The following is a 25,672-nucleotide window of genomic DNA, read 5'->3' on the forward strand; positions in this document are numbered from 1 at the left end:
GAAAATGATTTAATGATTTGCTAAGTTGATAAGCACATACTGGCAGTTTTAAATACACAGAATCTTTAAAATGATAACACAATAGGTGAATTTGTAAAACATATTCAGGCGATTTGTCATCATTTAATCACAACGTTTTGTTCACCGAGCAGCTCTTTTAACTGGAAAATCACAGCATGATTTGCATGAACTTTGTATGCATCTGGAAGTCTCATCGTCTTTTTTTGCTTCTCATAATACAAATAGACATCTGCTTCTCCGCTGTGCATCGAGAGGACTCGTTTTACTTGCTTTAGCAGCTCCTGCGTATGATTCTCTTCTTTGACCCGAATGTAGACAGACTCTTTTCTTTTTGCGTCCATCTCTTCCAGCAAAGCAGCTTCTTGCACGATGATTTGACTGCTGTCATTTCTGACCTCTACTCTGCCTTCAACATAAAGCATGGTGCCCTCCTCAAGTAAGGGGGACAGCTTTCTAAATTGCTCTGGAAAGACGACGCCTTCCATTTCTCCCGTTTCATCCCCAAATGTAACAAATGCCATCGATTGTCCATTTTTTGTCCGAATCGATTTCACTTTTGTCAAAAGACCACCCATTGAGATTTTACGCTTTATATAGGAAGAAAGTCTGATGATTTCCACTGCACCATTCTCTCTTAAGCGGTCTCGGTACGCTTGTACTGGATGATTTGATAAATATAACCCGAGTGCCTCTTTTTCAAATTGCAGGAGGTCAACAAGCGGCATTTCTTCTATCTCCGCATATTTTGGCTTAATGGAGAAGGTTGTATCCCCAAGAAAGTCCAGCTGATCCTCTGGATTTAAAAATGACACGTGGTCTAACGCAATATCTATCGATGCTAATAACGAAGCACGATTGGGATAAAATTCATCCATCGCCCCTGAAAAAATGAGCGCTTCAATCGTTTTTCGGTTGACACTCTTTGGTGATACTCTTGCGCAAAAATCAAATAAATCTTCAAACGGCTTTTCCTGTCTTGCTCTGTATATATCCTTTACAGCTGACACTCCGACATTTTTGATCGCTCTTAAGCTGTAGCGGATCTCCCCTTTTTCAACCGTAAATGGAAACTCACTCTTATTAATAGAAGGCTTCAACACAGATATCCCTTTTTCCTTCGCCTCATAGAAATATTGAGCAACTTTGTCTTCATTTCCAATTACACTCGTTAAAAGACCGCACATAAAATATAACGGATAATGCGCTTTTAAATAAGCAAGCTGAAAGCCAATCATGCTATATGCAACAGCATGGCTTCTATTAAAACCATAGTTTGCAAATTTGACGATTAAGTCATAAACGTCATTTGCAATGTTAACAGGATACTCCTTTTTTAGGCATCCTTCAACAAAATGGCTTCGCTCTTCATCAAGGACCTTTTTATCCTTCTTCGAAACAGCTCTTCTTAATAGATCTGCCTCGCCCAGCTGAAAACCAGCCATCTTCGCTGCAATCAGCATGATTTGCTCCTGATAGACGATGACCCCATATGTATCCTTTAATATGTCATACAAATCAGGATGAGGATAGGAGACCTTGACTCTGCCATGCTTTCGGTCGATAAAAAGCGGGATATTTTCCATTGGACCTGGACGATAGAGGGCATTGACCGCCACGATATCTTCTAAACTAGACGGCTTCAGGCGTCTCAGCACCTGTCGCATTCCCTGTGATTCAAGCTGGAATATTCCAGTTGTATCTCCGGCGGATAACAATTCAAACGTTTTCTGATCCTCGTATGAAATCTCACTAAAGTTAATGTGGACGTTTTCCTGTCTTTCAATCTGGTTTTTAATGGATTCAATTAATGTTAAGTTTCTGAGCCCTAAGAAATCCATCTTTAAAAGTCCAAGGTCTTCTAAATAATTCATGGCGTACTGCGTTAAATACACACCTTCATGGCCGTCTTGAATCGGAACGACCTCTGTCAGCGGCTCTTCGCTCAGCACAACGCCAGCTGCATGTGTCGAGGTGTGTCTTGGCAAGCCTTCTACTTTTAAAGCAGTTTGGAAGACCTTTCGAAGCTCTTCGGATTGCTGAAGCATCGTTTTTAATTCAGAAGATGCAGTCACCGCTTCTTTCAGCGTCGTTCCTGGCTTTGATGGAATCAGCTTGGCAAGACGGTCCGCTGCTTTTGAATCAATTCCCATCACACGTCCAACATCCCTTAAAGCAGCTTTTGCTGCAAGTGTTCCAAACGTGACAATTTGCGCCACATGCATGTCTCCGTATTTGTCTTTTACATAAGAAATGATTTCATCTCTTCTCGTATCGGGGAAATCAATATCTATATCTGGCATACTGATCCGCTCTGGATTTAAGAAACGCTCAAATAAAAGACCGTGACGGATCGGATCGACATCCGTTATAAACAGAACATACGCAACAAGTGAACCCGCTGCTGATCCCCGTCCAGGGCCTGTGACAATCCCTTTGTCATGCGCATACTTCATAAAATCCCACACAATGAGAAAATAATCACTGAAATTCATTTTTTGGATAATGCTCAGCTCATATTCAAGCCTTTTAACATACATGTCATTTGAAGCAATCTTTCTTTGCTTCATCCCTTCTGCGCACACTCTGCGTAAAAACTGATCTGCTGTTGATTGATCAGGAGTTGGATAGGATGGAAGTTTTGTCTGCCCAAGATTTAAATCGACTTCACAGCGGTCTGCAATCTCCACCGTTCTTGTCAGCAGCTCTCGATCATCTCTATACCATTCCAACATTTCTTCAAAGGATTTGAAATGCTTTTCTCCTCGGTCTTCCTCTATCTCTGAAAGCTGCTTACCTGCTTTAATCGCCTTTAAGCACGTATAAGCCATTTTGTCTTCTCGATTGATATAGTGAACATCACCCGTCGCAACAAGAGGAATGTCTGCACTTTGTGAGACGTCCCGCAGTTTGCCGGCGAGCGATTCGTCCTGCTGAAATGGCTGAAGTGCGATATACACATGTCCCTCGCCGAATATATGCTTCAATTGTTTGGCGGCTTCACGCGCTTCTTCTAACTGATCATGCTGCAAAAGCGTTTCAATATACCCAGATGCGCCTGGTGTGATGGCAATGAGCCCGCGGTGATAGCTTTTGAGCCATTTTTCTTTCAATCCGGCTTTTGATTTTGATTTCAGCACACTGCTGATTTTGATCAGGTTTTGATAGCCTTCATTGTTTTTTGCAAGGAGTACCAAGGGATAAGCCTCTGTCTCTTGTTCATCTATGAAGACAGAAGCTGTTAAACCGATAACCGGCTTGATGCCATGTTTTTTACATTCCTTATAAAATTCAACCGTGCCATACATCACATGGTCATCGGTAAGAGCAAGCGCCTTGCAGCCAAGTTCTTTTGCTTTCAGCACAAGCTCCTTTACTTTAGCTGCACTGCTTAATAAGCTGTATCCACTGTGGACCTGAAGATGAACATAAGACATGCTTAATCCACTCCTTTCGTCTAAAGTCATTCTTTCATTATAAAACGCGATGCGATGAGAAACAAATGTTCTTTCTTTTCTGTCCGTTCATACTTGTCCAGCACACGCCATATATTGAATAGAGTGAGGTGGACAAAATGGATGTGAAGGAAGCTTTTATTCCGAATTTTATCAGCTGTTATTTTATCGCCCTTGGGGTCATTTTGGGTGGTGCAATCATAGGCGGTGTTGGTGCGTATTTATCTGGTCAGCCGCCTTTATCCATTATTACTAGTCTTGCCAACCGTTTAAAGATTTGGGCGCTTGTCGCCGCTATCGGTGGAACATTTGATGCTGTTTATAGCTTTGAACGAGGCATTTTCGAAGGAAACACGCGTGATATTTTTAAGCAGATTTTATTAATTATCTCTGCCATGGGCGGTGCACAAACGGGGTATCTCATTATTACGTGGCTCACCCAGGAGCATGTGTCATCATGAGGGTGCCGGAGCTGTATAAACGCCCAGGCTGGCAGCGTTTTTTTGCAGGAATGATGTTTGGTGCGATTGTAAGCTGGCTCATTTTTCTCTTTACATACGGAACCTTTCAGGAAAAGCAAGTGACACTGCTGAGAAGCCAGCAGCATCATATGGACAGTCTGAAAGAACAAATCACACTCTATCGGGAAGATTTGCATAAGTTAAATGAGGATAATAAGAAGCGGCTGCTGATTCAAAGCGTAGATGTTCATCTCGTGAATCGTGAGCAGTATAAAATCCCAGAGCCAGATACGCTAAAGTTTGAAGATCAGGTCAAGGAGGATATCTCAGAAGTCATTACAAAGGATATTGAAAGTGTCTATAAAACAAAGGAATTACTAAAACGGACAGTGGAAAATAAAGAATATACTATTCGGGAAAAGGCATATCGCGCGAAAGTGACAGAGCTGACAATTTATACGAAGCTTTCACTTGAAGTACGTATTTCATTTGCTGAATAAGGAGGTTGTGGAATTTTTATGAATTTCTGCCCTCAATGATCGCTTTTCACGCTTCATTTTTATACACTAAAAGTAGAACGAGATCTTAAATAGAAAGAGGTGAGGACAATGGAGGTTTACAGCTATCGTCAAATGGCACGAGACAAAGCAAGCCGGATCAAAGACGGCATGTGCGCCTATGCTGAGACAGAAATGATGGCTCATTTAATTAAAAAAGAATTAAAGCATCAAAATCTCCAAGCCTATGAAGATTCAACAGACATCGGCTGCTGGTTTATCCCTGTATGCAAGTAACCCTTTTCTCCATGACAAAAAAGAGAGAAGGGACTTAAGTATCCCTCCTCTCTTATGATGATGATTTACATACTTCCTCTAAATCACGCAAAATCTCATCTGCTACTGCCCAATCATAAATGGACGCACCGGCTGCAAGCGGGTGGCCGCCGCCATGATATTTTTTCGCAATGGTGTTAATGACGACTCCTTTAGAGCGGAATCTAACACGAATCTGATCGTTTTCTTCCACAAAAAAGACCCATGCCTTAATGCCTGCAATATTTCCTAGTGTCCCAACAAGCTGTGAGGCTTGCTGCGCTGTTGTTTGGAACGATTCCAAAATTTCACGCTTAATGAAAACAGATGCAACCCCGTTCTCTGACAAAGAAATATGTTGAAAAATATAACCATTTAATTTCACGACATTCAAATCTGTCTCATACAATTGATTGAAAAGATCTGAAGATGAAAATGGATATTCGATGAGTTCACCTGCATATTTGAGTGTCTTTTTCGTTGTGTTTGGGAAAAGGAAGCGGCCTGTGTCTCCTACAATGCCGGCATAGATCAATTCAGCCGCCTTTGTATTCAGCTGATATCCTTCTTCTTTCCCCTCTAAGTACAATTCATAAATCATCTCGCTCACAGAGCTTGCCTCTGTATCCACCCAAAGCAAATCACCATAAGGATCTTCATTTGGATGATGGTCGATTTTCATCAGCTTATCGCCCATTAAATAGCGCTGATCATCGATTCTTGCTTGATTGGCCGTATCACAGACAATGACAAGGGCCCCTTTATACACGTCGTCTGGTACCTCATCGAGTTCATATAAAAATGAAAGGGATGGCTCAGGCGTTCCTGTCGCATAAATATTTTTTTCTGGATAGGTGGCACGCAAGATTTCCGTAAGGCCGCACTGCGATCCATACGCATCAGGATCTGGTCTTACATGTCTATGGATGATGATGGTGTCATATAATGATATGGTTCTAATCAGTTCTTTTTTCATAAAAACTCCTTCTCATGCGATACTCTTTTTATTATTAAATCATAATCTATCGTGACGGAAAAGTGAGGAATAGACAATTTATTCTAGTAAGCAAGCCTATTTACGTTTAAAATAGGGTTGTAACCACTTACAATGGAGGCTTGGCACATGCTTGTTTTGATTGTGTTTATTATTTGTTCTGCCATGTTTTATTTATACTACAAAGCAAAAAATGTCCGTACGAACCGGCCAGTCGAGAAAAAATTCTGGTCGGCGAAATCCAGTATGGCACTTGGCTGCTTTGTCCTGCTCTTCGGTGTGAATCAATTATTTTTAAACCGCTCGTCACTCGCATTTGTCATCGGATTTATTTTTGTTGCCGTCGGTATCGGCAGTACGTGGGCTGGGTATAAAGCCTACAAGCATTACCTTCCGCTCTTCTTAAAGGAAGGCGAAAAAGATCACGCGTAATAAGGAAAGGGGCGACATAAGTTCGCCCTTTTTATCATTATCCCCTCTCCATCAGCTGCACCATCAGCATCGCTTTGCCTACGATATTCGATTGGTGATAAACCTCCACTTCCAGCTTTCCAAACTTGCGTCCTACTTCTAAAATATTCGGCTTAATCTGGATTGTGGATTCCATTTGGACCGGTTTTAAGAAATAGACAGAGAGACTCTCGACGATCAGTTCGCCCTTTTTATGAGATTTTAAGAAGCGGTTGGCAGATTCGATTAAAATTTGTGTGAACACCCCATATGAAATGTTTCCAAGCTGATTCGTCATTTGCGGGGTAACCTCGTATTGATAAACCGCATCCGCTTTTGGTTTCTCTGTATCGGTTTCTTTAAACCCTCTTGAGACAACATCATCCAGCTTTTCTCCGACCTGCGGCTGCTTTTGAATCATTTGGAGCGCCTTGAGCACATCCTGACGGCTGATCATACCGATCAACTTCGCATGATCATCCACAACTGGCAGCACCTCAATGCCTTCCCACACCATCATTTGTGCAGCTGAGGCGACAGATGTTTTGCCAATGACCGTCAGCGGATTTTTCGTCATCACTTTTTCAATCGGTGTGGAGCGGTCATGCCCCGCAATATCCTTTGAGGTGAGGATTCCGTGAATCTTCATTTGATCATCTGCGACCGGGAAACGGCCGTGGCCAGTTTCATAATTCTTTTCATACCATTTTTCAAGCTTATCCTCTGGTGATAAATACACGGTGCGTTCAATCGGTGTTAAAATATCTTCTACAAGCACAATTTCTTTTTTAATTAATTGGTCATAAATGGCTCTGTTAATGAGAGCCGCTACGGTAAATGTATCGTAGCTTGTCGATAAAATCGGCAGCTCCAGCTCATCTGCGAGCTGAATGATTTCATCATCTGTTGAGAATCCGCCTGTGACCAGCACAGCCGCTCCTGCCTCTAATGCCTGCCTATGGGCATTGATCCGGTTTCCGACGATGAGCAGGTTGCCAGCAGCCGTATAGCGCATCATTGCGTCCAGCTCCATCGCTCCAATGACAAATTTGTTTAACGTTTTATGTAATCCGGCGCGTCCTCCAAGGACCTGGCCATCAATGACATTGACCACTTCTGCATATGTCAGTTTTTCAATATTTTCTTTTTTCTTTTGTTCAATTCGAATGGTGCCGACTCGTTCAATGGTACTGACGAATCCTTTATTTTCAGCATCTTTGATGGCCCGGTAAGCGGTGCCTTCACTCACTTTCATTTCTTTCGCTATGCGCCGGACAGAGATTTTCTCCCCGACATCTAATGAATCAATATACGATAAAATTTGCTCATGCTTTGTCGCCAATCCCGTTCACCCTTTTTGTTTTCAGCGTTTTCATCTATGTTTCATTATAAGGGCAGGAGGCTTTTAATAGCAATTTGTCTTTTCTTTCAGCAGATGAAGGCAAATAAAAAAAGCCGGCATTTGTGTGCCAGCTTTATTCATATGAGGATTAAATCTCGATTGATTCCCCGCTGTTTAACACCTGACCGACGCCGCCATGCAGGCTGTCTGCAAATGCATGCGGATCCTGTTCAATTGGCGGGAATGTGCTGTAGTGAATCGGAACGACCTGTTTTGCCCGCAGCCATTCTGCTGCGATTCTTGCATCCTCCGGTCCCATCGTGAAGTTATCACCAATTGGAAGGAATGCGAGCTCAATATGATTCAGTTCACCGATCAGCTTCATATCTGAAAAGAGTGCAGTGTCTCCAGCATGATAAATGGTTTTGCCCTCTGCCGTGAATAAAATACCTGATGGCATCCCTGTATACGTAATTGTCTGTGCCTCTTCATCAATGACAGCTGAACCATGGAACGCTTGCGTGAGCTTCACTTTACCAAATTCAAACTCACGGCCGCCTCCAATAGAAAGCGGGTGCGTTTTCACCCCTTGCCAGCTTAAATACGTGGCAAGTTCGAAAGGCGCGACAACAAGTGCATCATTGTTTTTAGCCATTTCAATGGTGTCGCCGATGTGATCTCCATGCCCATGTGTCAGTAAAATGACATCCGCTTTCACATCTTGCGGTTTGATATCTGTGTGCTTATTTCCATTTAAAAATGGATCAATCCAAATATGGTATCCGTTTGTTTCAATGTGTACAACTGAATGTCCATGATATGTAGCTTTCATGTGAGTATATCCACCTTTCAATTTTTGATCTCATATCATTTATTCCCTCTATAAAAAGCTGAAAAACTTAATGCCTGTGAATCACGTTAAGACCACCTGTTGCTTCAATGACGGTCCCTGTAATAAGATCTGAACGGTCATCGCATAGAAATGAGATGATACGTCCTATATCCTCTCCAGTGCCAGACCTGCCTATCGGCGTTTCATCGTCTTTGATTTGACGGGCTTCCTCTATTGTTGATTCTTTCATGTCTCCAACGATTTTGCCTGGACACACCATATTGGCCGTGATGCCATTTTCGGCTTCTTCAATCGCAATGGTTTTCGTCAATGACGCAAGACCCACTTTTGCCGCTCCAAAGGCTGATCTGTGCATCCAGCCTGGCGCATGGTCTGCACCTTGGAAGCCATAAGTGATAATGCGGCCAAAGCCTTGTTTTCTCATCATTGGGATGACCATTCGGAACAAATGGAATACTGCTGATAGGTTGCCTTCCATCATTTGATACCATTCATCCTCAGAATAATCCGCCAGTTTTTTTCGTTCAAAAATATAAGGGCCAGCATTGTTAATCAGGGCATCAATCCGCCCAAATCGCTCTGCTGCCAGCTCTACCATGTTTTTTAAATCTTCTTTTTTTGTCACATCACCTTGGACAAATTGAAGCTTATCTTCGTACTGCTGTAATTCTTCTTTCATCTGCCGGACAGCTTCATCATCACTTCGATAATTCACTGTCACAGAATACCCCATATTCAGTAAAGACTCGGTGACTTTCCGGCCAAGTCCTTTAGAACCCGCTGTTATTAATGCGTGTCGCACACAATCTCCTCCTAAAGCAAAGGTTGCAAGTTCACGTGTTTCTTTTGTTATCTTTACTTTACTATAAACCGGCATCTGGCGCACTTATGAACCCTTTATCGATATGAGTCAAACAGTATAGGGTGATTCATCCACTTTTTCAAATCCCATGAGCCATGGATATCGAGAAGCAGAGAAACAAAACGATAGCACTCTCTCACCTCATGAAGATCACGAGGAAGCGGGCAAATCTCTTCATAACCCAATTGAACATTGCGGGCAGCTTCTTTCGTCAAAAGGTATTCCAATGCAATAAAATCAAACGCAGCTGGTCCATATACGACATATTCTGTATCAACTAAACTCGTCACTTGATCATCATTTTCAATATATTGAGACGGATCTAAATCAATTAAAATAAGACTGGCTGAATCAGGCGTCCTTAGCTTTTCGATCTTTTGCAGCACAATTTCTGCATAACAGTGAAATTCAGGCTGATCAGCGTAATAGCGGTCTATGAGTTTGGATACAGCCTTTTTTAATACAGCATGGAATTCTCTCAAATGCTTCTTTTCAGCTCCGTAGACTGCACCAAAAAAGTCAGTATGAATGAAGTTGTGCTAGTTTCCTCCCATAATCCTTATAAAAGTCTGATGAACGTCCCTCAAAAGATGTACAAGTTGTTCCTTCTACTTTTTCCATTACATAAAAATGTCTCCCTGCCTTCTTCACTTTACGAACAACTTCTGGAATATGAAAGGAATTCATATGAGACAGCTTTTGATTGATTTGATCGATATGCTCTTGTACAGTACGGTAATCTACTCCATAGATCATCTTGATCCCAAATACAAATTCACTTTTTTCTCTTGCAGTTTTAGGAGATTTGACTACATATTCCGTTTTATCTTGTAAGGAGATCAGCCACACATCATTAACCCGTCCGCCATATTGTTCTCCTAACGTTTTCACTGATACGATTGGTTGATGAAACAAAGCCTCAAGCATTTTCTTCATGATCTGCTGTCACTCCCTCTTCTGCTTGACGCAGGTATGCTTTCATTTCTCCAATGATCATCAATCTCCTTTTTCCATGACAAAAAAACCATCCGTATAAACGAATGGTTTTGATAAGTTATGCCAGGCAGGCTTTTGCTTTTTCTAAAGCGAGCTGAATTTGTTTGAATCCAGTTCCGCCTGCACTTGTTCTTTTTTCAACAGCAACATATGGGTCAAGAACTGTGTAAATGTCTTGTTCAAAAAGTTCGCTTGCTTCTGTAAATGTTTCAAAAGGAAGATCACTTAGATAGATGCCTTTTTGAATACATGTATACACAAGCTTGCCAACGATTTCGTGTGCTTCACGGAATGGCATGCCTTTTTTCGCAAGGTAGTCTGCCACTTCTGTCGCGTTTGAGAAATCTTCTTTTGTTGCCTTTTTCATGACATCTTCGTTCACTGTCATCGTTTGAATCATGCCTGTGAAAATTTGCAGGCTGCCAGCGATGGTTTTCACTGTATCAAACATGCCTTCTTTATCTTCTTGCAGGTCTTTGTTATACGTAAGCGGCAAGCCTTTCATAATCGTGAGAAGCCCCATCAGGTTGCCATACACGCGGCCTGTTTTCCCGCGGATTAATTCAGCCATATCCGGGTTTTTCTTCTGCGGCATCATGCTGCTGCCTGTTGCATACGTGTCATCAAGTTCAATGAATTTAAATTCTTGCGAGCACCATAAAATGATTTCCTCACAAAAACGTGAGAGATGCATCATCACAAGGCTGCTATTAGATAAAAACTCTAAAATGAAGTCCCGGTCACTCACACCATCGAGGCTGTTTTCGTAAATGTGGTCAAAGCCAAGCTGCTCTGCTGTATATTCACGATCAATCGGGAATGTCGTTCCTGCTAACGCTCCGCATCCAAGTGGAGACACGTTAATTCGCTTCAATGAATCTTGAAAGCGCGCTTTGTCACGCTCAAGCATCCAAAAATAGGCGAGCATATGATGGGCAAACGAAATAGGCTGTGCACGCTGCAGGTGCGTATATCCTGGAAAAATCGTTTCAACGTGCTGTTCTGCCTTTTCTACAAGCACCGTTTGAAAGGAAGAGATCAGCTCAATAATATGCTCGACTTGGTTATTCAAATATAAGTGCATATCGGTTGCAACCTGATCATTCCGGCTTCTCGCTGTGTGCAATTTGCCGCCAAGCGGACCAATCTCATCAATGAGCATTTTTTCAAGGTTTAAATGAATGTCTTCATAATCTACTGAGAATTCCAGTTCATCCGCCTCTGCCTTTTTCATGAGCGTATTTAGTCCGTCTTTGATGGCAGCGGCCTCCTCATCGCCGAGGATACCACATTTATTCAGCATACTTGCATGAGCAAGGGAGCCGGTCAAATCTTCTTTGACTAATTGTTTGTCGAAATGAATGGACGCGCCAAACTCATCGACCCATTTTTCTGGTGTTTTTTGAAATCGGCCTCCCCAAAGCTTTTTCATGCTTTAACCTGCTCCTTTTTATTCACGATGCTGTTTACTTTTGTCGGTAAGCCCCAAAGATTAATAAATCCTACAGCTGCATCATGATCGAATTCGTCTGCTTTTGTATATGTTGCTAGATTTTCATCATAAAGTGAATATGGTGATTTACGTCCTTCTACAATGGCATGACCTTTAAATAGTTTCACACGTACAACACCTGTTACGTTCTGCTGTGTTTCTTGTAAGAATGCATCTAGTGCTTCTTTAAGCGGTGAGAACCATAAGCCGTTGTATATTAATTCAGCCATTTTTTGTTCAACGATTGGTTTAAAGTGAGCGACTTCTTTGACTAGCGTTAAGTCTTCAAGCTCTTTATGCGCTTTTAGAAGTGTGACAGCACCTGGGCATTCGTACACTTCACGAGATTTGATGCCAACAAGACGGTTTTCAACGTGATCGATTCTGCCTACACCATGCTGACCAGCGACTTCATTTAAATGAAGGATGAGATCAGATAATGAATATTGGATGCCATCAATCGCTGTCGGTTTTCCTTTTTCAAACGTGATCTCAATGATTTCAGGTGTGTCAGGCGTTTTTTCAAGTGGATTTGTCAGATCGTATGCACCCTCTGGCGGCGCAGCCCAAGGATCTTCTAAAATGCCACATTCGTTACTTCTGCCCCAAAGGTTTTGGTCGATTGAATATGGGCTGTCTAAGTTAATCGGGATTGGAATACCGTGTTTTTGTGCATAATCGATTTCTTCATCACGAGACCATTTCCATTCACGCACTGGTGCAAGAACTTCTAGGTCTGGGTTCAATGCTTTAATGGATACTTCGAAACGAACTTGGTCGTTCCCTTTTCCAGTACATCCATGAGCAACTGCTACTGCATTTTCTTTTTCTGCCACTTCCACTAATTTTTTTGCAATAAGCGGGCGGGATAGTGCAGATACTAGTGGATATTTCCCTTCATACATTGTGTGTGCTTGTAATGCAGTGAGCGCAAACTCTTCAGCAAATTCTTCTTTTGCGTCAATCATGTATGATTGAACAGCTCCGACTTGAAGTGCTTTTTGTTGAACGAATGCTAAATCTTTTCCTTCACCTACGTCCAGGCAGCAAGCAACGACTTCGTATCCTTGCTCTTGTAACCATTTAACTGCAACAGAGGTATCAAGACCTCCGGAATATGCTAATACGACTTTTTTATTTTGTGACATGATTGAAAAGCTCCTCTCGCTTGTTTTGATTCTGTGAATGTTTTTGCATAAAAATAAGTTTTAATTTATAAACATGCATTTAGTATGTATACACTTTAACAAGGAAAAATTGTTTTTTCAACCCCTTTATGAAAAAAACTCTGCCAAATTTTCTTGGCAGAGTCATTTTGGGCTATTTTTGATCCTTTTCAAGCTCTCGTAAGACATGAGGAAGCTCTGGAATCACGAGTTTGGTCATGGCTAAACGAACGGCTCCGGTAGATCCCGGCGTGGCAAAGACAGCCTTTTGATTGACGACCCCTGCCGTTGCCCTGGATAAAATAGCAGCTGAACCTATGTCTTCTGTATAACTGAGCATGCGGAAGATTTCCCCAAAGCCAGGCAGTTCCTTGGAAAAAAGAGGGGTGATCGCTTCAATGGTCACATCCCTTGCAGCAATTCCTGTGCCGCCATTTAACAAGACGGCATCTATTTTCGGTTCGCTTGTTCCCTCCAGCACAGCGTCTTGAATCGATCCTATATCATCTTTTACAATATCGTATGCAAGAACAAGATGTCCCTGTTCTTTGAGCAAATCAATCATCAGACGGCCGCTTTTATCTGTATCTTTCGTTCTTGTATCACTGACCGTAATGACTTTTACATAAAGCCTTTCTTTCGCCTCACGTTTATGTTCTGTCACGCTCATCTTTCGCACCGCTCCCTTTTGCTTCGTATTGGACAACATTATAGCATGCTGCTTTTAACAGAAAAAAGCTCTTTTCCTTATTGGAAAAGAGCTTCTCAAACTTGATTACGCTAAACGCATAACGTCTCTTGCAATCATTACTTCTTCGTTTGTTGGGATGACGATTACTTTTACAGGTGAGTGCGGGTAGCTGATGAATGCTTCTTCGCCTCTCATGTTGTTTAGGGATGGATCCCAGTAAACGCCCATGAATTCTAGACCACGAAGTACACGTGCTCTTACTTCTGAACTGTTTTCACCGATTCCAGCTGTGAAGATGATCGCATCTACGCCATTCATTCTAGCTGCATAAGAGCCGATGTATTTATGAATACGGCTCGCAAAAATATCAAGAGCAACTTCTGCACGGTCGTTTCCTTCTTCTGTTGCTTCTTCGATATCACGAAGGTCACTTGACAGACCAGACACACCTAAAAGACCACTCTTCTTATTCAAAGTAGAAAGCACTTCTTCAGCAGTATGTCCTGTTTTTTCCATAATAAATGGAATAAGGGCAGGGTCAATGTTACCAGAACGTGTACCCATTGCAACACCAGCAAGTGGTGTAAAGCCCATAGATGTATCGATTGATTTTCCGCCTTCAACTGCTGCGATACTCGCACCATTTCCAAGGTGGCAAGAAATCAGACGAAGCTCTTCTAGTGGACGGCCTAATAGCTCTGCTGCACGCTCTGTAACGAACTTGTGGCTTGTCCCGTGGAATCCGTATTTACGAATACCAAAGTTTTTGTAGTAGTCGTACGGAAGGCTGTATAGGTAAGACTGCTCTGGCATAGTTTGGTGGAATGCTGTATCGAACACAGCAACCGCTGGTACGTCAGGCAGAATTTGTTTGAATGCTTTGATTCCTACAACGTTTGCAGGGTTGTGAAGTGGTGCAAGCTCTGAAAGCTGATCAATGTCATTGATCACTTCATCAGTTAAAAGAACAGAATCGCTGAATTTCTCTCCGCCGTGAACAACGCGGTGTCCTACGCCATCAATTTCATTAAAGTCTTTGATGATGTGAAATTCAGTTAGTTTTTCAAGCAGCATTTTGACCGCTACTGCGTGATCTGGAATATCTGTCACTTCTGTTTTCTTTTCTCCATCTACAGAAATCGTGAAGATACTGTTGTCCATTCCGATTCTTTCAACAAGCCCTTTTGTTAAAACGGTTTCTTCTGGCATGTCGAACAATTGGAATTTAAGAGATGAGCTTCCTGCGTTGATTGCAATAATTTTGGACATTACTGTCGCTCCTTTTACTCAGTTGTTATATAAGGTTTCACGTTTTTTCCGGTGCTATATTCAACCTGTTTGACGGGTCTTTTATAGTTTAACGATAAGTCCGAAAAATATCTGACTTTTTCATTTAAACATTGAAAACTTTGCATTTCAAGTGTACCTTCAAACTGTTATCGCTTACATCAATAAGTCGTTATTTTCTGAATAGTAAAATAGCCAGAAATCACTCTGGCTATTCTTTCGTTTCTTTTTCTTCTATAAACCACTGGTCTAGTTTTCTCATCACACCGACCATTGCTTCCTTCTGTGAGAAAGATGGAAGATTGGCAAACAGCATTCGTTTTGGTGCTTCCAGCCCTTCTTTTTTCTTTTGCATCACAAATAAGCTTTTGGCGTGTTTTTTATCCTTAAACATGGACACTGGCAGCTGAATTAACGCATTCATATACGCATGATCTTTGATGAAATCCTTTAATTGTACGCTCTCTTTTCCTTCAAACAAATCGTTTGGAATGATGAAGAATAGGAAGCCGCCTTCTTTTGTGTAGCGAAGGCTTTGTTCAATGAATAAATAATGGGCAAAAGCATGTCCTTCTTTTGCCTTTAATTCAAAGTCTGCTGCACGCTCATCATTTGGATAATAGCCGACTGGGAGACTGCATACAGTGACATCTGCCGGTGAGATCAGAAGCGGCTCAAGACTGTCCTGGTGGAAAAGCTCAACTTCTTTCTCCTCTAAATTCGCCTGCGCCCAAGCAATTTTAATGAGCACATCATCAATTTCAGACGCAAAGCCGCGTTTTGTTTCTGCAGTGAGATTATTTAAAACTGCAAGAAGTAAGTTTCCTGTTCCCGCTGCTGGATCAAAGACTACAAGCTCTTTTTGACCATCTAAAAATTTGTTCACCAAATAGCTGACAAACAGTCCAATCGTATCTGGTGTCATCTGGCGATTTGGATGAGAAATATCCTTTTGACCTTTCAATACGGCGAGCTGAAACGCTTTACGAATCTGCTCATGATCATAAGAAGCAAAATCTGCTTTCTCTATTAAATCCTTTAATAAACCGTTTCGATCATTTGCTTGGAAAAAGGCTTCTCCTGCTTCTGCCAATGCTTCAATATAAGAAATGCTCTGTTCCTTTTTTAATCGAATAGAAGCTGTATCGAGCAGTTCAAAAATCGTACTTACTTGATCTTTCTGCAATGCTTTTCTCTCCTCGCTTTGTTAAAAGCTATATGTTCTCATTGAAAAGAGCCCCAGGATGAAGCCGGAGCTCTTGTCGATGCTGCTTTTATAACAGTGATTTTGCAGCTTCAATGGCTTTTTCATAATTTGGGTGATTCGTTGCTTCACTTACGTATTCAGTGTAAACCACTTTTCCGTTAGGGTCTAATACGAAGACTGCGCGCGCCAATAAACGCAATTCTTTCATATACACTCCGAATGCTTCACCAAATGACATATCTCTGTGATCAGATAATGTTTCGACATTTTCAATTCCGTTTGCTCCGCACCAGCGTGCTTGTGCAAATGGAAGGTCTGCACTAATCGTATAAATATTGACAGGACCTAAACCCGCTGCCTCTTCATTGAAACGTCTTGTTTGTGCGTCACACACACCTGTATCAATAGAAGGAATCACTGAGATGATCGTCACTTTTCCTGCTAAATCAGAAAGTGAAACTTCTCCAAGTGAGTTCGTTAATACCGTAAAATCAGGAGCCTGCTCGCCTACTTTTACTTCATTTCCTACAAGCGTGACAGGACTTCCTTTAAATGTGATCGATGCCAAAACAATTCCTCCCTTTTCAAATGTATGGTTCTATCATAGTAGAGAAAGCAAAAAACTGCAAAGCCTAATCGTCCATTTTGCAAAAAAAGTTAACTGCAGCGCAGCTAACTTTTTAAAGGTCTATGTCATCTAGTTTTCGTTCTTTGTGACGGTGCTCCCGCTCATCCTTCTTAAACATGTGCTGAAGACGTTCAATTGCTTGAGGAGCAGAATCCAATATTTTATCGAGCAGATGTGTGTGTTCATCCAAATGAAGCATTCGAACTCCGTTTGTTCCTACAATTAAGAAGGCGATTGGTGTAATCGACACCCCGCCGCCGCTTCCGCCGCCAAATGGGAGTCTCGGTTCTTTTCGTTCCTGTTCATCAGAACGCTTTTCTTTCTTTTGGTTCCCGTTAAATTCACTGCCGCCGGCTGCAAATCCAAAACCAACCTTTGACACAGTGAGAATGACACTGCCGTCAGGGGTTTCGACTGGATCGCCGATGATTGTATTCACATCTATCATTTCTTTTAAGTTTTCCATCGCTGTCTTCATGAGACCTTGGATTGGATGATCTGCCATTTTCGGGTTCCTCCTTAAACAGATGATTCATTCTTCGTTGCTTGAAGAGAGGCACTTTTTCTCGCCTTTCTTCCTTTTAACCAATGGACAAGTAAACGAATGGCTGCAAGCATAGCATGTCCAATACGGAAATAAGCTATACATGTAAACTGAGTCTGTGACACATTGTGCTGAAAGGCCGGAATGACTTCATATATCGGTTTATGCTTAAAGGTGAGATGCTCCTGCATAAAGGCAAGCAGTGCTCCTTTAACTGACCATACACCGCCGGCTGCTACACCTGTTAAAGCGGCGTCTTGAAAGCCGATCCATGTCGACCAGTGAAACGAGTCAATCTTTACGTGGATGAAGAACTTGCGCATGATCCGGTTTAAATCGACAATCTCTTTTGTGATGCGCTCCATTTGATGAAGGATCTGCTTCATATCACGTTTTCCTACTTTTTTATGCATCGATTCTTTTTCGTGATCAGGCGTTTTGGCGCTCTTCATTTTCTTTTCACGAATATCAATCGTTTGGTCTTCTGGATTGACCCTCACCATCGGAATCTCTTTTTTGAGTCTGACCAATCCATATAAGGTGATGACCTTCAGTGCAATGTGGTCATTGTCGTTTGTATGCGAATAGTCCAGCGAAATGGTTACTTTCATGAAAATCAACAAGATCACAAGAAACAAAAACGCTGCGATCCAAACGTAAAGCACTGTGCTCACTTCCTCCATAACAAATGATGCTTCCCCTACGATTATGGCTCTCATTCTGGATTTTATACCCAATCAACAAAAAAGAGTTTGACCGTTACGGCCAAACTCCCTCTGATTATACGTTTGATTCTGTTTTTTCATATAAATGTTCATGGACGACCACCGTATCGGCAAAGTAATCATGAACCCCTTGCTTTTTCGGTGAGAACCCAACGATAGCATAGAGAATAAAGATCGTATTAATGTAGCGTCCCACAATCTCTCTAAAGAAAATAACATCCCATGCCAGCTTCTTCTCAGGCTGAAGTGAGACCACTTTAATCCCAAACACCATCTTGCCAAGTGTTTGTTGAAAGATTTTCGTCATGATGGCGAAATAAAGGAGGAATACAATCGTCGTTGTGACGGAAAATGGAGAAAACCATCCCCCTCCTTTGGACCAGCCAAACAGACTAAAGATTGGAGAAACCGTCAAATGGTTTACACCCCAGACGACGAGCCAATCAAGAATAAATGCCCAAAATCTAATCCAAAAACCTGCAAACGCCTGTGCTTCAATTGAAGCGCGCTTCACAAAGGCCGGCTTCGATTCTTCCTCTTGGCTGCGGCTTTCGCTTACTTCATCGAATGTAGAATCCATCTATGATCCCTCCTTTATTTTGAATAGAGATACATCGGTTTAGACCCATTTGAGCCAGCCAGTGTTTCTTTTAAATTCAGAAAATCAATTTCGCTTTTAAAGAGCTTGCTTGCACTCATGTTGAAAAGAGAGTTCCAGCCAAAGCTTTGAGAATAGCTGACCACTGTTGCTCCTTTTAAGCCTTTTTCATTTTTCTTCATCGCTTTTAATGCATCTTCATAATACCCAAGCTCATCGACTAATCCGTTCGATTTTGCTTGTGTCCCGTCATATACCCGGCCGTCAGCAATTTTCTTGACTTCCTGTTTTGACATGCCGCGTCCTTCAGAGATCACTTTGACAAATCCTTCATAAGAGTTGTCGACCATGCTTTGCATGATGTTGCGCTCATCTTTTGTCATATCACGGTTTGGAGACATGATATCTTTGAATTTCCCGCTCTTAATCGTTTCATATTTAATACCCAGATTATCTGCGAGCTTTGAATAATTCAAGCTTTGCATGATGACACCTAACGATCCTGTTAATGTTTCAGGTGAAGCAAAGATTTTCTTCGCTGGAGTTGACACGTAGTAGCCGCCTGAAGCTGCCATGGATCCCATAGATACGTAAATCGGCTTCTTCGCTTTTTTCACTTCTTCTAATTTTTTATGTATTTCAGCACTTTCATAGACACCGCCGCCAGGAGAGTTTACGCGCAGAAGTACACCTTTTACAGAAGCATCCTCTTTCGCTTTATCTAGTTCTTTGAGGAATGCACGATGATCATAACCTTCTCCGCCTAATAGGCTCGATGCGCCGCCATTATCTTGAATGGTTCCATTAATCTCAAGAACAGCAATCTTGCCTGCACCGCTGCCATTCTCTAGTACCTTCTCTTCTATTTCATCCCCGAATTGATAGCTCATTTTATTGTCATTGAAGCTATCGAACAAGGCCATCGTGACACTAATTACAATTGAAAATCCGAAAACACCAAGTGCAATAATTAGTGCTACCCATCTTTTCGCATTCATCTTTTTCTCCTCCTTTTTATCTCACTTCATTCATACGAATGCCCACACGAAATGTTTCACAGGAATTGTGGTTTTTTTACATTTCATGTAGGCATATGATAGCACCTCTCTTAAATAACGATCAACTTTACATCGTCTACTTAGACATGCGCATGACGAAAAATTGGCTTTTTTATCCTCTCCCTGCACCTAATAGGCTAGATCTTCACCGCAACGAAACACCTAAACCATTCTTTCATGAGAAAACGGCTATTCAATTATGCTCAGGATTCAGCCATTTCAAATCACTCACATCGACTCATTTCTCATAAAGCAATCCGATCTTCAGATGGTTCTTTCTAAAATTTTTACTTTCATATGAAAAAAGTGTAAAATGTGAGCAAGGGTTTTCATGTAAGCCCTTTATCATTGAAAATTATTTTTGACAGCAAAGGGGAGAACGTCAATGACAGACAATCGTCGCAATGTATTTTTCTTTTACAAAAAAGATCATGAATTGGATGGACACATTTCTTCTCTCGAGAAGCTCGCTACTGATCAAGGCTTTCACGTCGTCAAGCGTGCAGAGGATGCCCACATTATTGCTTCAATTGGCGGGGATGGCACATTTCTTCAAGCAGTACGTAAAACAAAATTCCGGGATGACTGCTTGTATGTAGGGGTATCAAAATCAGAGAATACGCACCTATACTGCGATTTCTCGTTAGAGCATTTTGATAAAATGATTGATGCCATGAATACTGAACAGCTTGAAGTGAGAAAATATCCGATCATCGATGTAAGCGTTGACAGCACAAACCAGTTCCATTGCTTAAATGAACTGTCAATCCGCTCCAGCATTATTAAAACATTTGTGATCGATGTGTATATAGATGATTTCCACTTTGAAACTTTTAGAGGCGACGGCATGATTATTTCCACTCCGACTGGCTCAACGGCCTACAATAAATCCGTGAGCGGCGCCGTGGTTGATCCGATGCTTCCTTGTATGCAGGTCACAGAACTTGCATCGCTGAATAACAACTCTTACCGTACATTAGGCGCTCCTTTCATCTTGAGCAGTGACCGCAAGCTGACGCTGAAGGTAGTGCAGGATGGAAACGATCACCCAATTATCGGGCTTGATAACGAAGCACTCGGCACAAAACACGTCAAACAAATTGACATTGGCCTTTCAGGAAAAGTCATTAAAACGGTGAAATTAAAAGACAACTCTTACTGGGAAAAAGTAAAACGCAGATTCCTTTGAGAATTTGTCCGCACGCTGAAAGCTCCTTTACGGGGCTTTTTTCTATGTCTTTTCATTCACGGTCATGGTTATGGTATGATGTCACAAGTATGAATGTACGAAAAGGAGAACACGATGACATTACAACATTTTGATCAATATCCATTAAGTGATGAATTGAAACAAGCGTTAGAAGCGCTTCACTTCCATACACCTACACCTGTTCAGCACGAGACATTATCAATTGCTTTTTCAAAGCAGGATTTAATCGTCAAATCTCAGACTGGGAGCGGCAAGACTGCAGCCTATGGTCTGCCGATTTGTGAAATGGTTGATTGGGCTGAAAATAAACCTCAAGCCCTCATCCTCGTTCCAACACGAGAGCTCGCCATGCAGGTCAAACAAGACCTCACAAGCCTCGGACGATTCAAACGAATCAAAGCCGCAGCCATTTATGGAAAAGCCCCTTTTCAAGCGCAGAAAGTAGAGCTTTCACAGAAAAACCATATTGTGTGCGGGACACCAGGCCGCATTTTGGATCACCTTGAGAAAGGCACCCTTTCTTTAGAAAATCTCAAATTTTTCGTGTTAGATGAAGCGGATGAAATGCTGAACATGGGATTTATCGATCAAGTCTCTTCTATTATTCAGTATCTGCCGCCAAAGCGCATGTCGATGCTGTTTTCAGCGACAATGTCTGATGACATGAAGAAATTGAGCGAACAGTTTTTACAATCACCCAAAGTCATTGAGATCGCACGTGAAGAAACGTCTGTACAGCAAATCATCCACACTGTGATTGAAACAGAAGAAGAATCGAAATTCTCCCTTCTTCAGCGTACGATCGTCATTGAAAATCCAGATAGCTGCATTATTTTCTGTAATACACAAGACCGGGTGAATGAACTCACGCTGAAGCTGGACGAATGGGATGTGCCCTGTGACAAAATTCATGGCGGCATGAGACAGGAAGACCGCTTTGATGTGATGGATGAATTTAAAAAAGGTGAATTCCGTTATCTGATCGCAACAGATATAGCAGCCAGGGGAATTGATGTCAGTGATATGACACATGTCATTCATTATGATCTTCCTTATGAAAAAGAGCGCTATATTCACCGGACTGGCAGAACAGGCAGAGCGGGAAAAAGCGGGAAAACGATTGCGTTTATGACAAAGAATGCAAAGCCGCTTATTGATGAATTAAAGCAGGATGCCGGCATAGATTTTCAAACTCAGCCTTATCCAACAAAGGAAGAAGCGGAAAAGCATGTAGAAAGCTTTGAAGAAAAGATCGAAACGCCTGTTCAAAAGGAAAATAAACAGGCTGGCGTCGAGAAGGATATTATGAAGCTTTATTTTAACGGCGGAAAGAAAAAGAAACTGCGGGCTGTTGATTTCGTTGGGACCATTGCCAAAATAGAAGGCGTTGCATTCGATGACATTGGGATTATTACGATTCAAGACACAAAAACATATGTAGATATTTTAAACGGCAAAGGCCCTCTTGTGCTGAATGCTATGCGCCACACAACCATTAAAGGCAAGCAGTTAAAAGTACATGAAGCTCGTTCATAAAAAGTAAAGGCCCAGCGCCTTTACTTTTTTTATTGATGAGAAATAAACTCAAAACCGTGATCCCATCAGCCTTTTTGAGGTCAAACATGACAAATGTCATATTGAATACATGATGGGTGCTACTATGAGTATGACACCTTTCCTTCTATACTTTGAAGTAGAAAGAAACGGAAAGGACTTGAACGTTCATGACGACTTCAACAAACACACAGCAGCAAGCCTCTTTAAGAAAACAAGTTGGCCAATTCTCTGGTGCTGATTCGAAAAAAAGTATCATTCAACTCTTTAATACATTCATCCCATTTTTGGGGCTTTGGTTTCTTGCCTATTATAGCCTGAACATCTCCTACCTTTTAACCCTCTTCTTTGCGGTTATTGCAGCTGGTTTTTTAGTACGTGTCTTTATTATTTTTCACGACTGCTGCCATCAATCCTTTTTCAAACAGAAGCCGCTGAATCACCTGTTCGGTTTTTTAACGGGCGTACTCACCCTTTTCCCTTATCTTCAATGGCAAAGAGATCATTCAATTCACCATGCCACAAGTAGTAATTTAGACAAACGAGGTACTGGCGACATTTGGCTCCTGACAGTCAAAGAATATCAAGAAGCATCAGCATGGACAAAATTTCGCTACAGATTTTACCGTAACCCTTTTGTGATGTTTATTTTAGGTCCGATCTTTGTCTTTCTCTTAAAAAACCGTTTCAACGTCAAAAATGCTCGTAAAAAAGAGCGCTGGAACACGTATTTCACAAACGTGAGCATCATTGCGCTAGCAGCTGCAACGTGTCTTTTTTTTGGCTGGCAGGAGTTCCTGCTTGTCCAAGGTCCAATCTTCCTGATCTCAGGATCAATCGGTGTATGGCTGTTTTATGTTCAGCATACGTTTGAGGATTCTTACTTTGAAGCAGATGAACATTGGAATTATGTGCAGGCAGCGGTAGAAGGCAGTTCTTTTTACAAATTGCCAAAGCTTCTTCAGTGGTTAACAGGCAATATCGGTTATCACCATGTCCATCATTTAAGTCCGAGGGTACCGAATTATCACTTGGAGCATGCACATGATCATAGTGAGCCGCTTCAAAATGTTCCAACCATCACTTTAAAAACAAGTATTGAATCAATGAAATTTAGACTTTGGGATGAAGAAACGAAAGCATTCGTTACCTTTAAAGAAGCACGGCAATCTAAGAAGATGCCCGCACCTGTCATTAAAGGAGACATTCTAAAGAAAAATGCATAGTTGGTGCAAGCTCTTTCTTACACTAGAAGGAGCTTGTTGTCATTTACAGGATGCAACCATAAGTTGAATTTGATAAAGTAAGGAAAAAGAACGAAAACGGAAAAGGTGGCACACGGATGAAAAAACAGTTTAAAATTCAAAAATTGCATGGGATTTCTCCCTATATATGGGCCATTTTTTTCATCCTGCCCTTCTATTTTATCTTTAAAACACCTTCGACTTTAGGTATTGTGATCGGCATTATTTTGAACGTCGTCTTTTTCGCTGTGTATCGTTTTGCCTTTGTCGCAAAAGGCTGGTCTTTATATGTCTTCGGTCTTTTATTGATCGGTATTTCAACTGGTTATGTGATGCTCTACAGCTATATTTATTTCGCTTTTTGCATCGCCTATTTCAATGGGCATATTAAAAGAAAAGTACCTTTTTATATCTTATACTATATTCATCTAGGGAGCGCTGCTATAGCGGTGAACTTTAGTTTGATCTTAAAAAAGGGCTGGTTTCTCACACAAATTCCTTTTGTCGTGATCACCCTGATTAGTGCCATTCTTCTTCCTCTCAGCATTCGGAGCAGGAAGGAACGTGAACGGCTTGAGGAGAAATTAGAATATGCCAATGAACGGATTGCTGATCTTGTGAAGCTTGAAGAAAGGCAGCGCATTGCACGCGACCTGCATGACACCCTTGGACAAAAGCTTTCTTTGATCGGGTTAAAAAGTGATCTTGCCCGTAAACTCGTGTATAAAGACCCTGAACAGGCCCGTGCCGAACTCAAAAGCGTCCAGCAGACCGCCAGAACGTCTCTCAATGAAGTACGGAAGATTGTTTCCTCCATGAAGGGGATCCGAATCAAAGAGGAAATGTCGAACATTGAGCAAATTCTCGATGCAGCCGGCATTGAATTGATCTATGATGAAAAGGAAGCACCGAAACACATCTCACTTCTGAACGAAAACATTGTGAGTATGTGCATCAAAGAGGCGGTGACAAATGTCGTCAAACATAGTGACGCGACTGTTTGTAAAATCACCATTCACCAAAAATCAAAGGAAGCCATCATCACCGTTGAGGACGACGGAACATTTAAAGGCGACTATCCTTCCTCTCAAACGAAGGGTCACGGCCTTTTAGGCATAAGAGAAAGATTGGAATTTGCAAATGGCCGCCTGCGTATTGAAACAAAAGACGGGACAAAGCTCATTATGAGCATTCCAAATGATTCAGCAGCAAAAGAAAAGGAGGGGATGAAATGATCAACATCTTTATCGCAGAAGATCAGCAAATGCTGCTTGGTGCACTCGGTTCACTTCTCGATTTAGAAGACGATATGACGGTTGTTGGGAAAGGTACGAACGGCCAAGATGCCATCGATTTTGCCAAAACACACCCTGTTGATATTTGCTTAATGGATATTGAAATGCCGGGAAAATCCGGACTTGATGCAGCAGAAGAGCTTAAAGGATCAGATGTGAAAATCATCATTTTAACGACCTTTGCCCGCTCCGGTTATTTCCAAAGGGCGCTAAAAGCTGGCGTCAGCGGCTACATGCTGAAAGACAGCCCAAGCGAGGAGCTGGCAAGTGCCATTCGCAGTGTGATGAAAGGGAAAAAGGTGTACGCACCTGAATTGATGGAAGACTTATATAGTGACGAAAACCCTTTAACGGAGCGAGAGAAATCGGTTCTTGAACTCGTCGCAGATGGTAAAAACACAAAAGAAATTGCAAAAGAACTGAGCATTAAAAGCGGCACTGTCCGGAACTACATTTCCATTATTTTAGATAAGCTGGAAGTGAAAAACCGCATCGAAGCCATTACACGATCAAAAGAAAAAGGCTGGTTTAAATAGAAAAAAGATCAGGACACATGCTGCCTTGATCTTTTTTTTATCGAAAATCCCCTCTTTATTTTTTATCACCAGCTATCAAAATGTCATTGACAACAGCCCACAGTTCTATGATATGATATCCAAGTGATAATAATTATCATTATCACTAATACAACCAATATCCGGCTTATGTGCCGATTTCAAAGGAGTCTACA

Annotated in this window: 26 protein-coding genes; 9 read left to right on the forward strand and 17 right to left on the reverse strand. The window is 41.7% G+C overall.

Translation table 11 applies throughout. The annotated features are described in order from the left end of the window. Nucleotides 1-119: 119 nt before the first annotated feature. Nucleotides 120-3,455, reverse strand: coding sequence for a DNA polymerase III subunit alpha (gene dnaE / locus NSS65_RS13835; protein ID WP_268414179.1), 3,336 nt, complete (start codon nucleotides 3,453-3,455; stop codon nucleotides 120-122). Between the two features lie 137 nt (nucleotides 3,456-3,592). On the opposite strand from dnaE, the gene NSS65_RS13840 reads away from it, so the two are divergent. The 3 genes from NSS65_RS13840 to NSS65_RS13850 all read left to right on the forward strand — a co-directional run bounded on the left by NSS65_RS13840 (nucleotide 3,593) and on the right by NSS65_RS13850 (nucleotide 4,728). Next, nucleotides 3,593-3,934 carry a YtrH family sporulation protein gene (locus NSS65_RS13840; protein WP_024424798.1) on the forward strand — a complete coding sequence of 114 codons (342 nt, stop codon included), beginning with the start codon at nucleotides 3,593-3,595 and terminating at the stop codon, nucleotides 3,932-3,934. Next, on the forward strand, nucleotides 3,931-4,434 hold the full coding sequence (gene ytrI, locus NSS65_RS13845; protein ID WP_003216226.1) for a sporulation membrane protein YtrI: 504 nt from the start codon (nucleotides 3,931-3,933) through the stop codon (nucleotides 4,432-4,434). Before NSS65_RS13840 ends, ytrI begins: the two co-directional genes overlap by 4 nt. 108 nt (nucleotides 4,435-4,542) lie before the next feature. Further along, a complete protein-coding gene (locus tag NSS65_RS13850; protein ID WP_003216400.1) occupies nucleotides 4,543-4,728 on the forward strand; it encodes a hypothetical protein in 186 nt (61 codons plus the stop codon). Between the two features lie 52 nt (nucleotides 4,729-4,780). Here the strand turns inward: NSS65_RS13850 and NSS65_RS13855 are convergent, their stop codons facing one another. After that, the gene (locus tag NSS65_RS13855; protein ID WP_024424800.1) at nucleotides 4,781-5,722 is read right to left on the reverse strand and encodes a bifunctional oligoribonuclease/PAP phosphatase NrnA; all 942 of its coding nucleotides are present in this window, start codon (nucleotides 5,720-5,722) and stop codon (nucleotides 4,781-4,783) included. Nucleotides 5,723-5,869: 147 nt separating this feature from the next. On the opposite strand from NSS65_RS13855, the gene NSS65_RS13860 reads away from it, so the two are divergent. Further along, a complete protein-coding gene (locus tag NSS65_RS13860; protein WP_003216665.1) occupies nucleotides 5,870-6,172 on the forward strand; it encodes a YtpI family protein in 303 nt (100 codons plus the stop codon). Nucleotides 6,173-6,209: 37 nt separating this feature from the next. On the opposite strand, the gene NSS65_RS13865 is transcribed toward NSS65_RS13860, so the two are convergent. The 15 genes from NSS65_RS13865 to sppA all read right to left on the reverse strand — a co-directional run bounded on the left by NSS65_RS13865 (nucleotide 6,210) and on the right by sppA (nucleotide 19,579). Next, nucleotides 6,210-7,532, reverse strand: coding sequence for a CBS domain-containing protein (locus tag NSS65_RS13865; RefSeq protein WP_034279630.1), 1,323 nt, complete (start codon nucleotides 7,530-7,532; stop codon nucleotides 6,210-6,212). 148 nt (nucleotides 7,533-7,680) lie between these two features. Beyond that, nucleotides 7,681-8,364, reverse strand: a complete 684-nt coding sequence (locus NSS65_RS13870; protein ID WP_305933742.1) for a metal-dependent hydrolase — start codon at nucleotides 8,362-8,364, stop codon at nucleotides 7,681-7,683. Between the two features lie 67 nt (nucleotides 8,365-8,431). After that, on the reverse strand, nucleotides 8,432-9,187 hold the full coding sequence (locus tag NSS65_RS13875; RefSeq protein ID WP_034279624.1) for an SDR family oxidoreductase: 756 nt from the start codon (nucleotides 9,185-9,187) through the stop codon (nucleotides 8,432-8,434). Nucleotides 9,188-9,282: 95 nt separating this feature from the next. Then, a complete protein-coding gene (locus NSS65_RS13880; RefSeq protein WP_251231960.1) occupies nucleotides 9,283-9,729 on the reverse strand; it encodes a hypothetical protein in 447 nt (148 codons plus the stop codon). 37 nt (nucleotides 9,730-9,766) lie between these two features. Further along, nucleotides 9,767-10,183: a phosphotransferase gene (locus tag NSS65_RS13885; RefSeq protein ID WP_255290966.1), complete on the reverse strand. Its 417-nt coding sequence runs from the start codon at nucleotides 10,181-10,183 to the stop codon at nucleotides 9,767-9,769. 118 nt (nucleotides 10,184-10,301) lie between these two features. Then, a complete protein-coding gene (gene argH / locus NSS65_RS13890; RefSeq protein ID WP_024424805.1) occupies nucleotides 10,302-11,675 on the reverse strand; it encodes an argininosuccinate lyase in 1,374 nt (457 codons plus the stop codon). Next, complete coding sequence (locus tag NSS65_RS13895; RefSeq protein ID WP_024424806.1) at nucleotides 11,672-12,883, reverse strand: argininosuccinate synthase; 1,212 nt, start codon at nucleotides 12,881-12,883, stop codon at nucleotides 11,672-11,674. Before NSS65_RS13895 ends, argH begins: the two co-directional genes overlap by 4 nt. A gap of 172 nt (nucleotides 12,884-13,055) precedes the next feature. Then, nucleotides 13,056-13,571, reverse strand: a complete 516-nt coding sequence (locus tag NSS65_RS13900; protein ID WP_024426150.1) for a MogA/MoaB family molybdenum cofactor biosynthesis protein — start codon at nucleotides 13,569-13,571, stop codon at nucleotides 13,056-13,058. Nucleotides 13,572-13,676: 105 nt separating this feature from the next. After that, on the reverse strand, nucleotides 13,677-14,861 hold the full coding sequence (locus NSS65_RS13905) for an acetate kinase (protein ID WP_024424808.1): 1,185 nt from the start codon (nucleotides 14,859-14,861) through the stop codon (nucleotides 13,677-13,679). Nucleotides 14,862-15,090: 229 nt separating this feature from the next. Further along, nucleotides 15,091-16,065, reverse strand: coding sequence for a class I SAM-dependent methyltransferase (locus NSS65_RS13910; RefSeq protein ID WP_034279615.1), 975 nt, complete (start codon nucleotides 16,063-16,065; stop codon nucleotides 15,091-15,093). Nucleotides 16,066-16,153: 88 nt separating this feature from the next. Further along, nucleotides 16,154-16,654 (reverse strand): thiol peroxidase, encoded by a 501-nt coding sequence (tpx, locus tag NSS65_RS13915; protein ID WP_024424810.1) that lies wholly within the window; start codon nucleotides 16,652-16,654, stop codon nucleotides 16,154-16,156. Nucleotides 16,655-16,766: 112 nt separating this feature from the next. Further along, nucleotides 16,767-17,219, reverse strand: coding sequence for a GerW family sporulation protein (gene ytfJ / locus NSS65_RS13920; RefSeq protein WP_007501733.1), 453 nt, complete (start codon nucleotides 17,217-17,219; stop codon nucleotides 16,767-16,769). Between the two features lie 14 nt (nucleotides 17,220-17,233). After that, nucleotides 17,234-17,941, reverse strand: coding sequence for a DUF2953 domain-containing protein (locus tag NSS65_RS13925; protein ID WP_176966878.1), 708 nt, complete (start codon nucleotides 17,939-17,941; stop codon nucleotides 17,234-17,236). Between the two features lie 97 nt (nucleotides 17,942-18,038). Then, a complete protein-coding gene (locus tag NSS65_RS13930; protein WP_024424812.1) occupies nucleotides 18,039-18,563 on the reverse strand; it encodes an RDD family protein in 525 nt (174 codons plus the stop codon). A gap of 14 nt (nucleotides 18,564-18,577) precedes the next feature. Further along, complete coding sequence (gene sppA, locus NSS65_RS13935) at nucleotides 18,578-19,579, reverse strand: signal peptide peptidase SppA (RefSeq protein ID WP_024424813.1); 1,002 nt, start codon at nucleotides 19,577-19,579, stop codon at nucleotides 18,578-18,580. A gap of 445 nt (nucleotides 19,580-20,024) precedes the next feature. On the opposite strand from sppA, the gene NSS65_RS13940 reads away from it, so the two are divergent. From NSS65_RS13940 to NSS65_RS13960, 5 genes are all read left to right on the forward strand, one after another. Further along, nucleotides 20,025-20,828 (forward strand): NAD kinase, encoded by an 804-nt coding sequence (locus tag NSS65_RS13940; RefSeq protein ID WP_034279604.1) that lies wholly within the window; start codon nucleotides 20,025-20,027, stop codon nucleotides 20,826-20,828. Between the two features lie 114 nt (nucleotides 20,829-20,942). Further along, nucleotides 20,943-22,385 carry a DEAD/DEAH box helicase gene (locus NSS65_RS13945; RefSeq protein WP_326134854.1) on the forward strand — a complete coding sequence of 481 codons (1,443 nt, stop codon included), beginning with the start codon at nucleotides 20,943-20,945 and terminating at the stop codon, nucleotides 22,383-22,385. Nucleotides 22,386-22,573: 188 nt separating this feature from the next. After that, nucleotides 22,574-23,629, forward strand: coding sequence for a fatty acid desaturase (locus tag NSS65_RS13950; protein WP_326134855.1), 1,056 nt, complete (start codon nucleotides 22,574-22,576; stop codon nucleotides 23,627-23,629). Nucleotides 23,630-23,745: 116 nt separating this feature from the next. Next, nucleotides 23,746-24,882: a sensor histidine kinase gene (locus tag NSS65_RS13955; protein ID WP_326134856.1), complete on the forward strand. Its 1,137-nt coding sequence runs from the start codon at nucleotides 23,746-23,748 to the stop codon at nucleotides 24,880-24,882. Continuing rightward, a complete protein-coding gene (locus NSS65_RS13960; RefSeq protein ID WP_024424818.1) occupies nucleotides 24,879-25,478 on the forward strand; it encodes a response regulator transcription factor in 600 nt (199 codons plus the stop codon). Before NSS65_RS13955 ends, NSS65_RS13960 begins: the two co-directional genes overlap by 4 nt. The last annotated feature ends 194 nt before the right edge of the window (nucleotides 25,479-25,672 follow it).

The sequence above is a fragment of the Bacillus sp. FSL K6-1006 genome, from assembly GCF_038593175.1.
GTDB lineage: Bacteria > Bacillota > Bacilli > Bacillales > Bacillaceae > Bacillus > Bacillus safensis.

Coding starts and splice junctions, on each gene's coding strand:
- NSS65_RS13855 (WP_024424800.1), bottom strand. CDS start 5,722: ATGAAAAAAGAACTGATTAGAACCATATCATTATATGACACCATCATC.
- NSS65_RS13860 (WP_003216665.1), top strand. CDS start 5,870: ATGCTTGTTTTGATTGTGTTTATTATTTGTTCTGCCATGTTTTATTTA.
- NSS65_RS13895 (WP_024424806.1), bottom strand. CDS start 12,883: ATGTCACAAAATAAAAAAGTCGTATTAGCATATTCCGGAGGTCTTGAT.
- NSS65_RS13870 (WP_305933742.1), bottom strand. CDS start 8,364: ATGAAAGCTACATATCATGGACATTCAGTTGTACACATTGAAACAAAC.
- argH (WP_024424805.1), bottom strand. CDS start 11,675: ATGAAAAAGCTTTGGGGAGGCCGATTTCAAAAAACACCAGAAAAATGG.
- NSS65_RS13905 (WP_024424808.1), bottom strand. CDS start 14,861: ATGTCCAAAATTATTGCAATCAACGCAGGAAGCTCATCTCTTAAATTC.
- NSS65_RS13840 (WP_024424798.1), top strand. CDS start 3,593: ATGGATGTGAAGGAAGCTTTTATTCCGAATTTTATCAGCTGTTATTTT.
- NSS65_RS13940 (WP_034279604.1), top strand. CDS start 20,025: ATGACAGACAATCGTCGCAATGTATTTTTCTTTTACAAAAAAGATCAT.
- dnaE (WP_268414179.1), bottom strand. CDS start 3,455: ATGTCTTATGTTCATCTTCAGGTCCACAGTGGATACAGCTTATTAAGC.
- NSS65_RS13960 (WP_024424818.1), top strand. CDS start 24,879: ATGATCAACATCTTTATCGCAGAAGATCAGCAAATGCTGCTTGGTGCA.
- NSS65_RS13925 (WP_176966878.1), bottom strand. CDS start 17,941: ATGGAGGAAGTGAGCACAGTGCTTTACGTTTGGATCGCAGCGTTTTTG.
- NSS65_RS13850 (WP_003216400.1), top strand. CDS start 4,543: ATGGAGGTTTACAGCTATCGTCAAATGGCACGAGACAAAGCAAGCCGG.
- ytfJ (WP_007501733.1), bottom strand. CDS start 17,219: ATGGCAGATCATCCAATCCAAGGTCTCATGAAGACAGCGATGGAAAAC.
- NSS65_RS13930 (WP_024424812.1), bottom strand. CDS start 18,563: ATGGATTCTACATTCGATGAAGTAAGCGAAAGCCGCAGCCAAGAGGAA.
- ytrI (WP_003216226.1), top strand. CDS start 3,931: ATGAGGGTGCCGGAGCTGTATAAACGCCCAGGCTGGCAGCGTTTTTTT.
- sppA (WP_024424813.1), bottom strand. CDS start 19,579: ATGAATGCGAAAAGATGGGTAGCACTAATTATTGCACTTGGTGTTTTC.
- NSS65_RS13955 (WP_326134856.1), top strand. CDS start 23,746: ATGAAAAAACAGTTTAAAATTCAAAAATTGCATGGGATTTCTCCCTAT.
- NSS65_RS13945 (WP_326134854.1), top strand. CDS start 20,943: ATGACATTACAACATTTTGATCAATATCCATTAAGTGATGAATTGAAA.
- NSS65_RS13900 (WP_024426150.1), bottom strand. CDS start 13,571: ATGAGCGTGACAGAACATAAACGTGAGGCGAAAGAAAGGCTTTATGTA.
- NSS65_RS13885 (WP_255290966.1), bottom strand. CDS start 10,183: ATGAAGAAAATGCTTGAGGCTTTGTTTCATCAACCAATCGTATCAGTG.
- NSS65_RS13950 (WP_326134855.1), top strand. CDS start 22,574: ATGACGACTTCAACAAACACACAGCAGCAAGCCTCTTTAAGAAAACAA.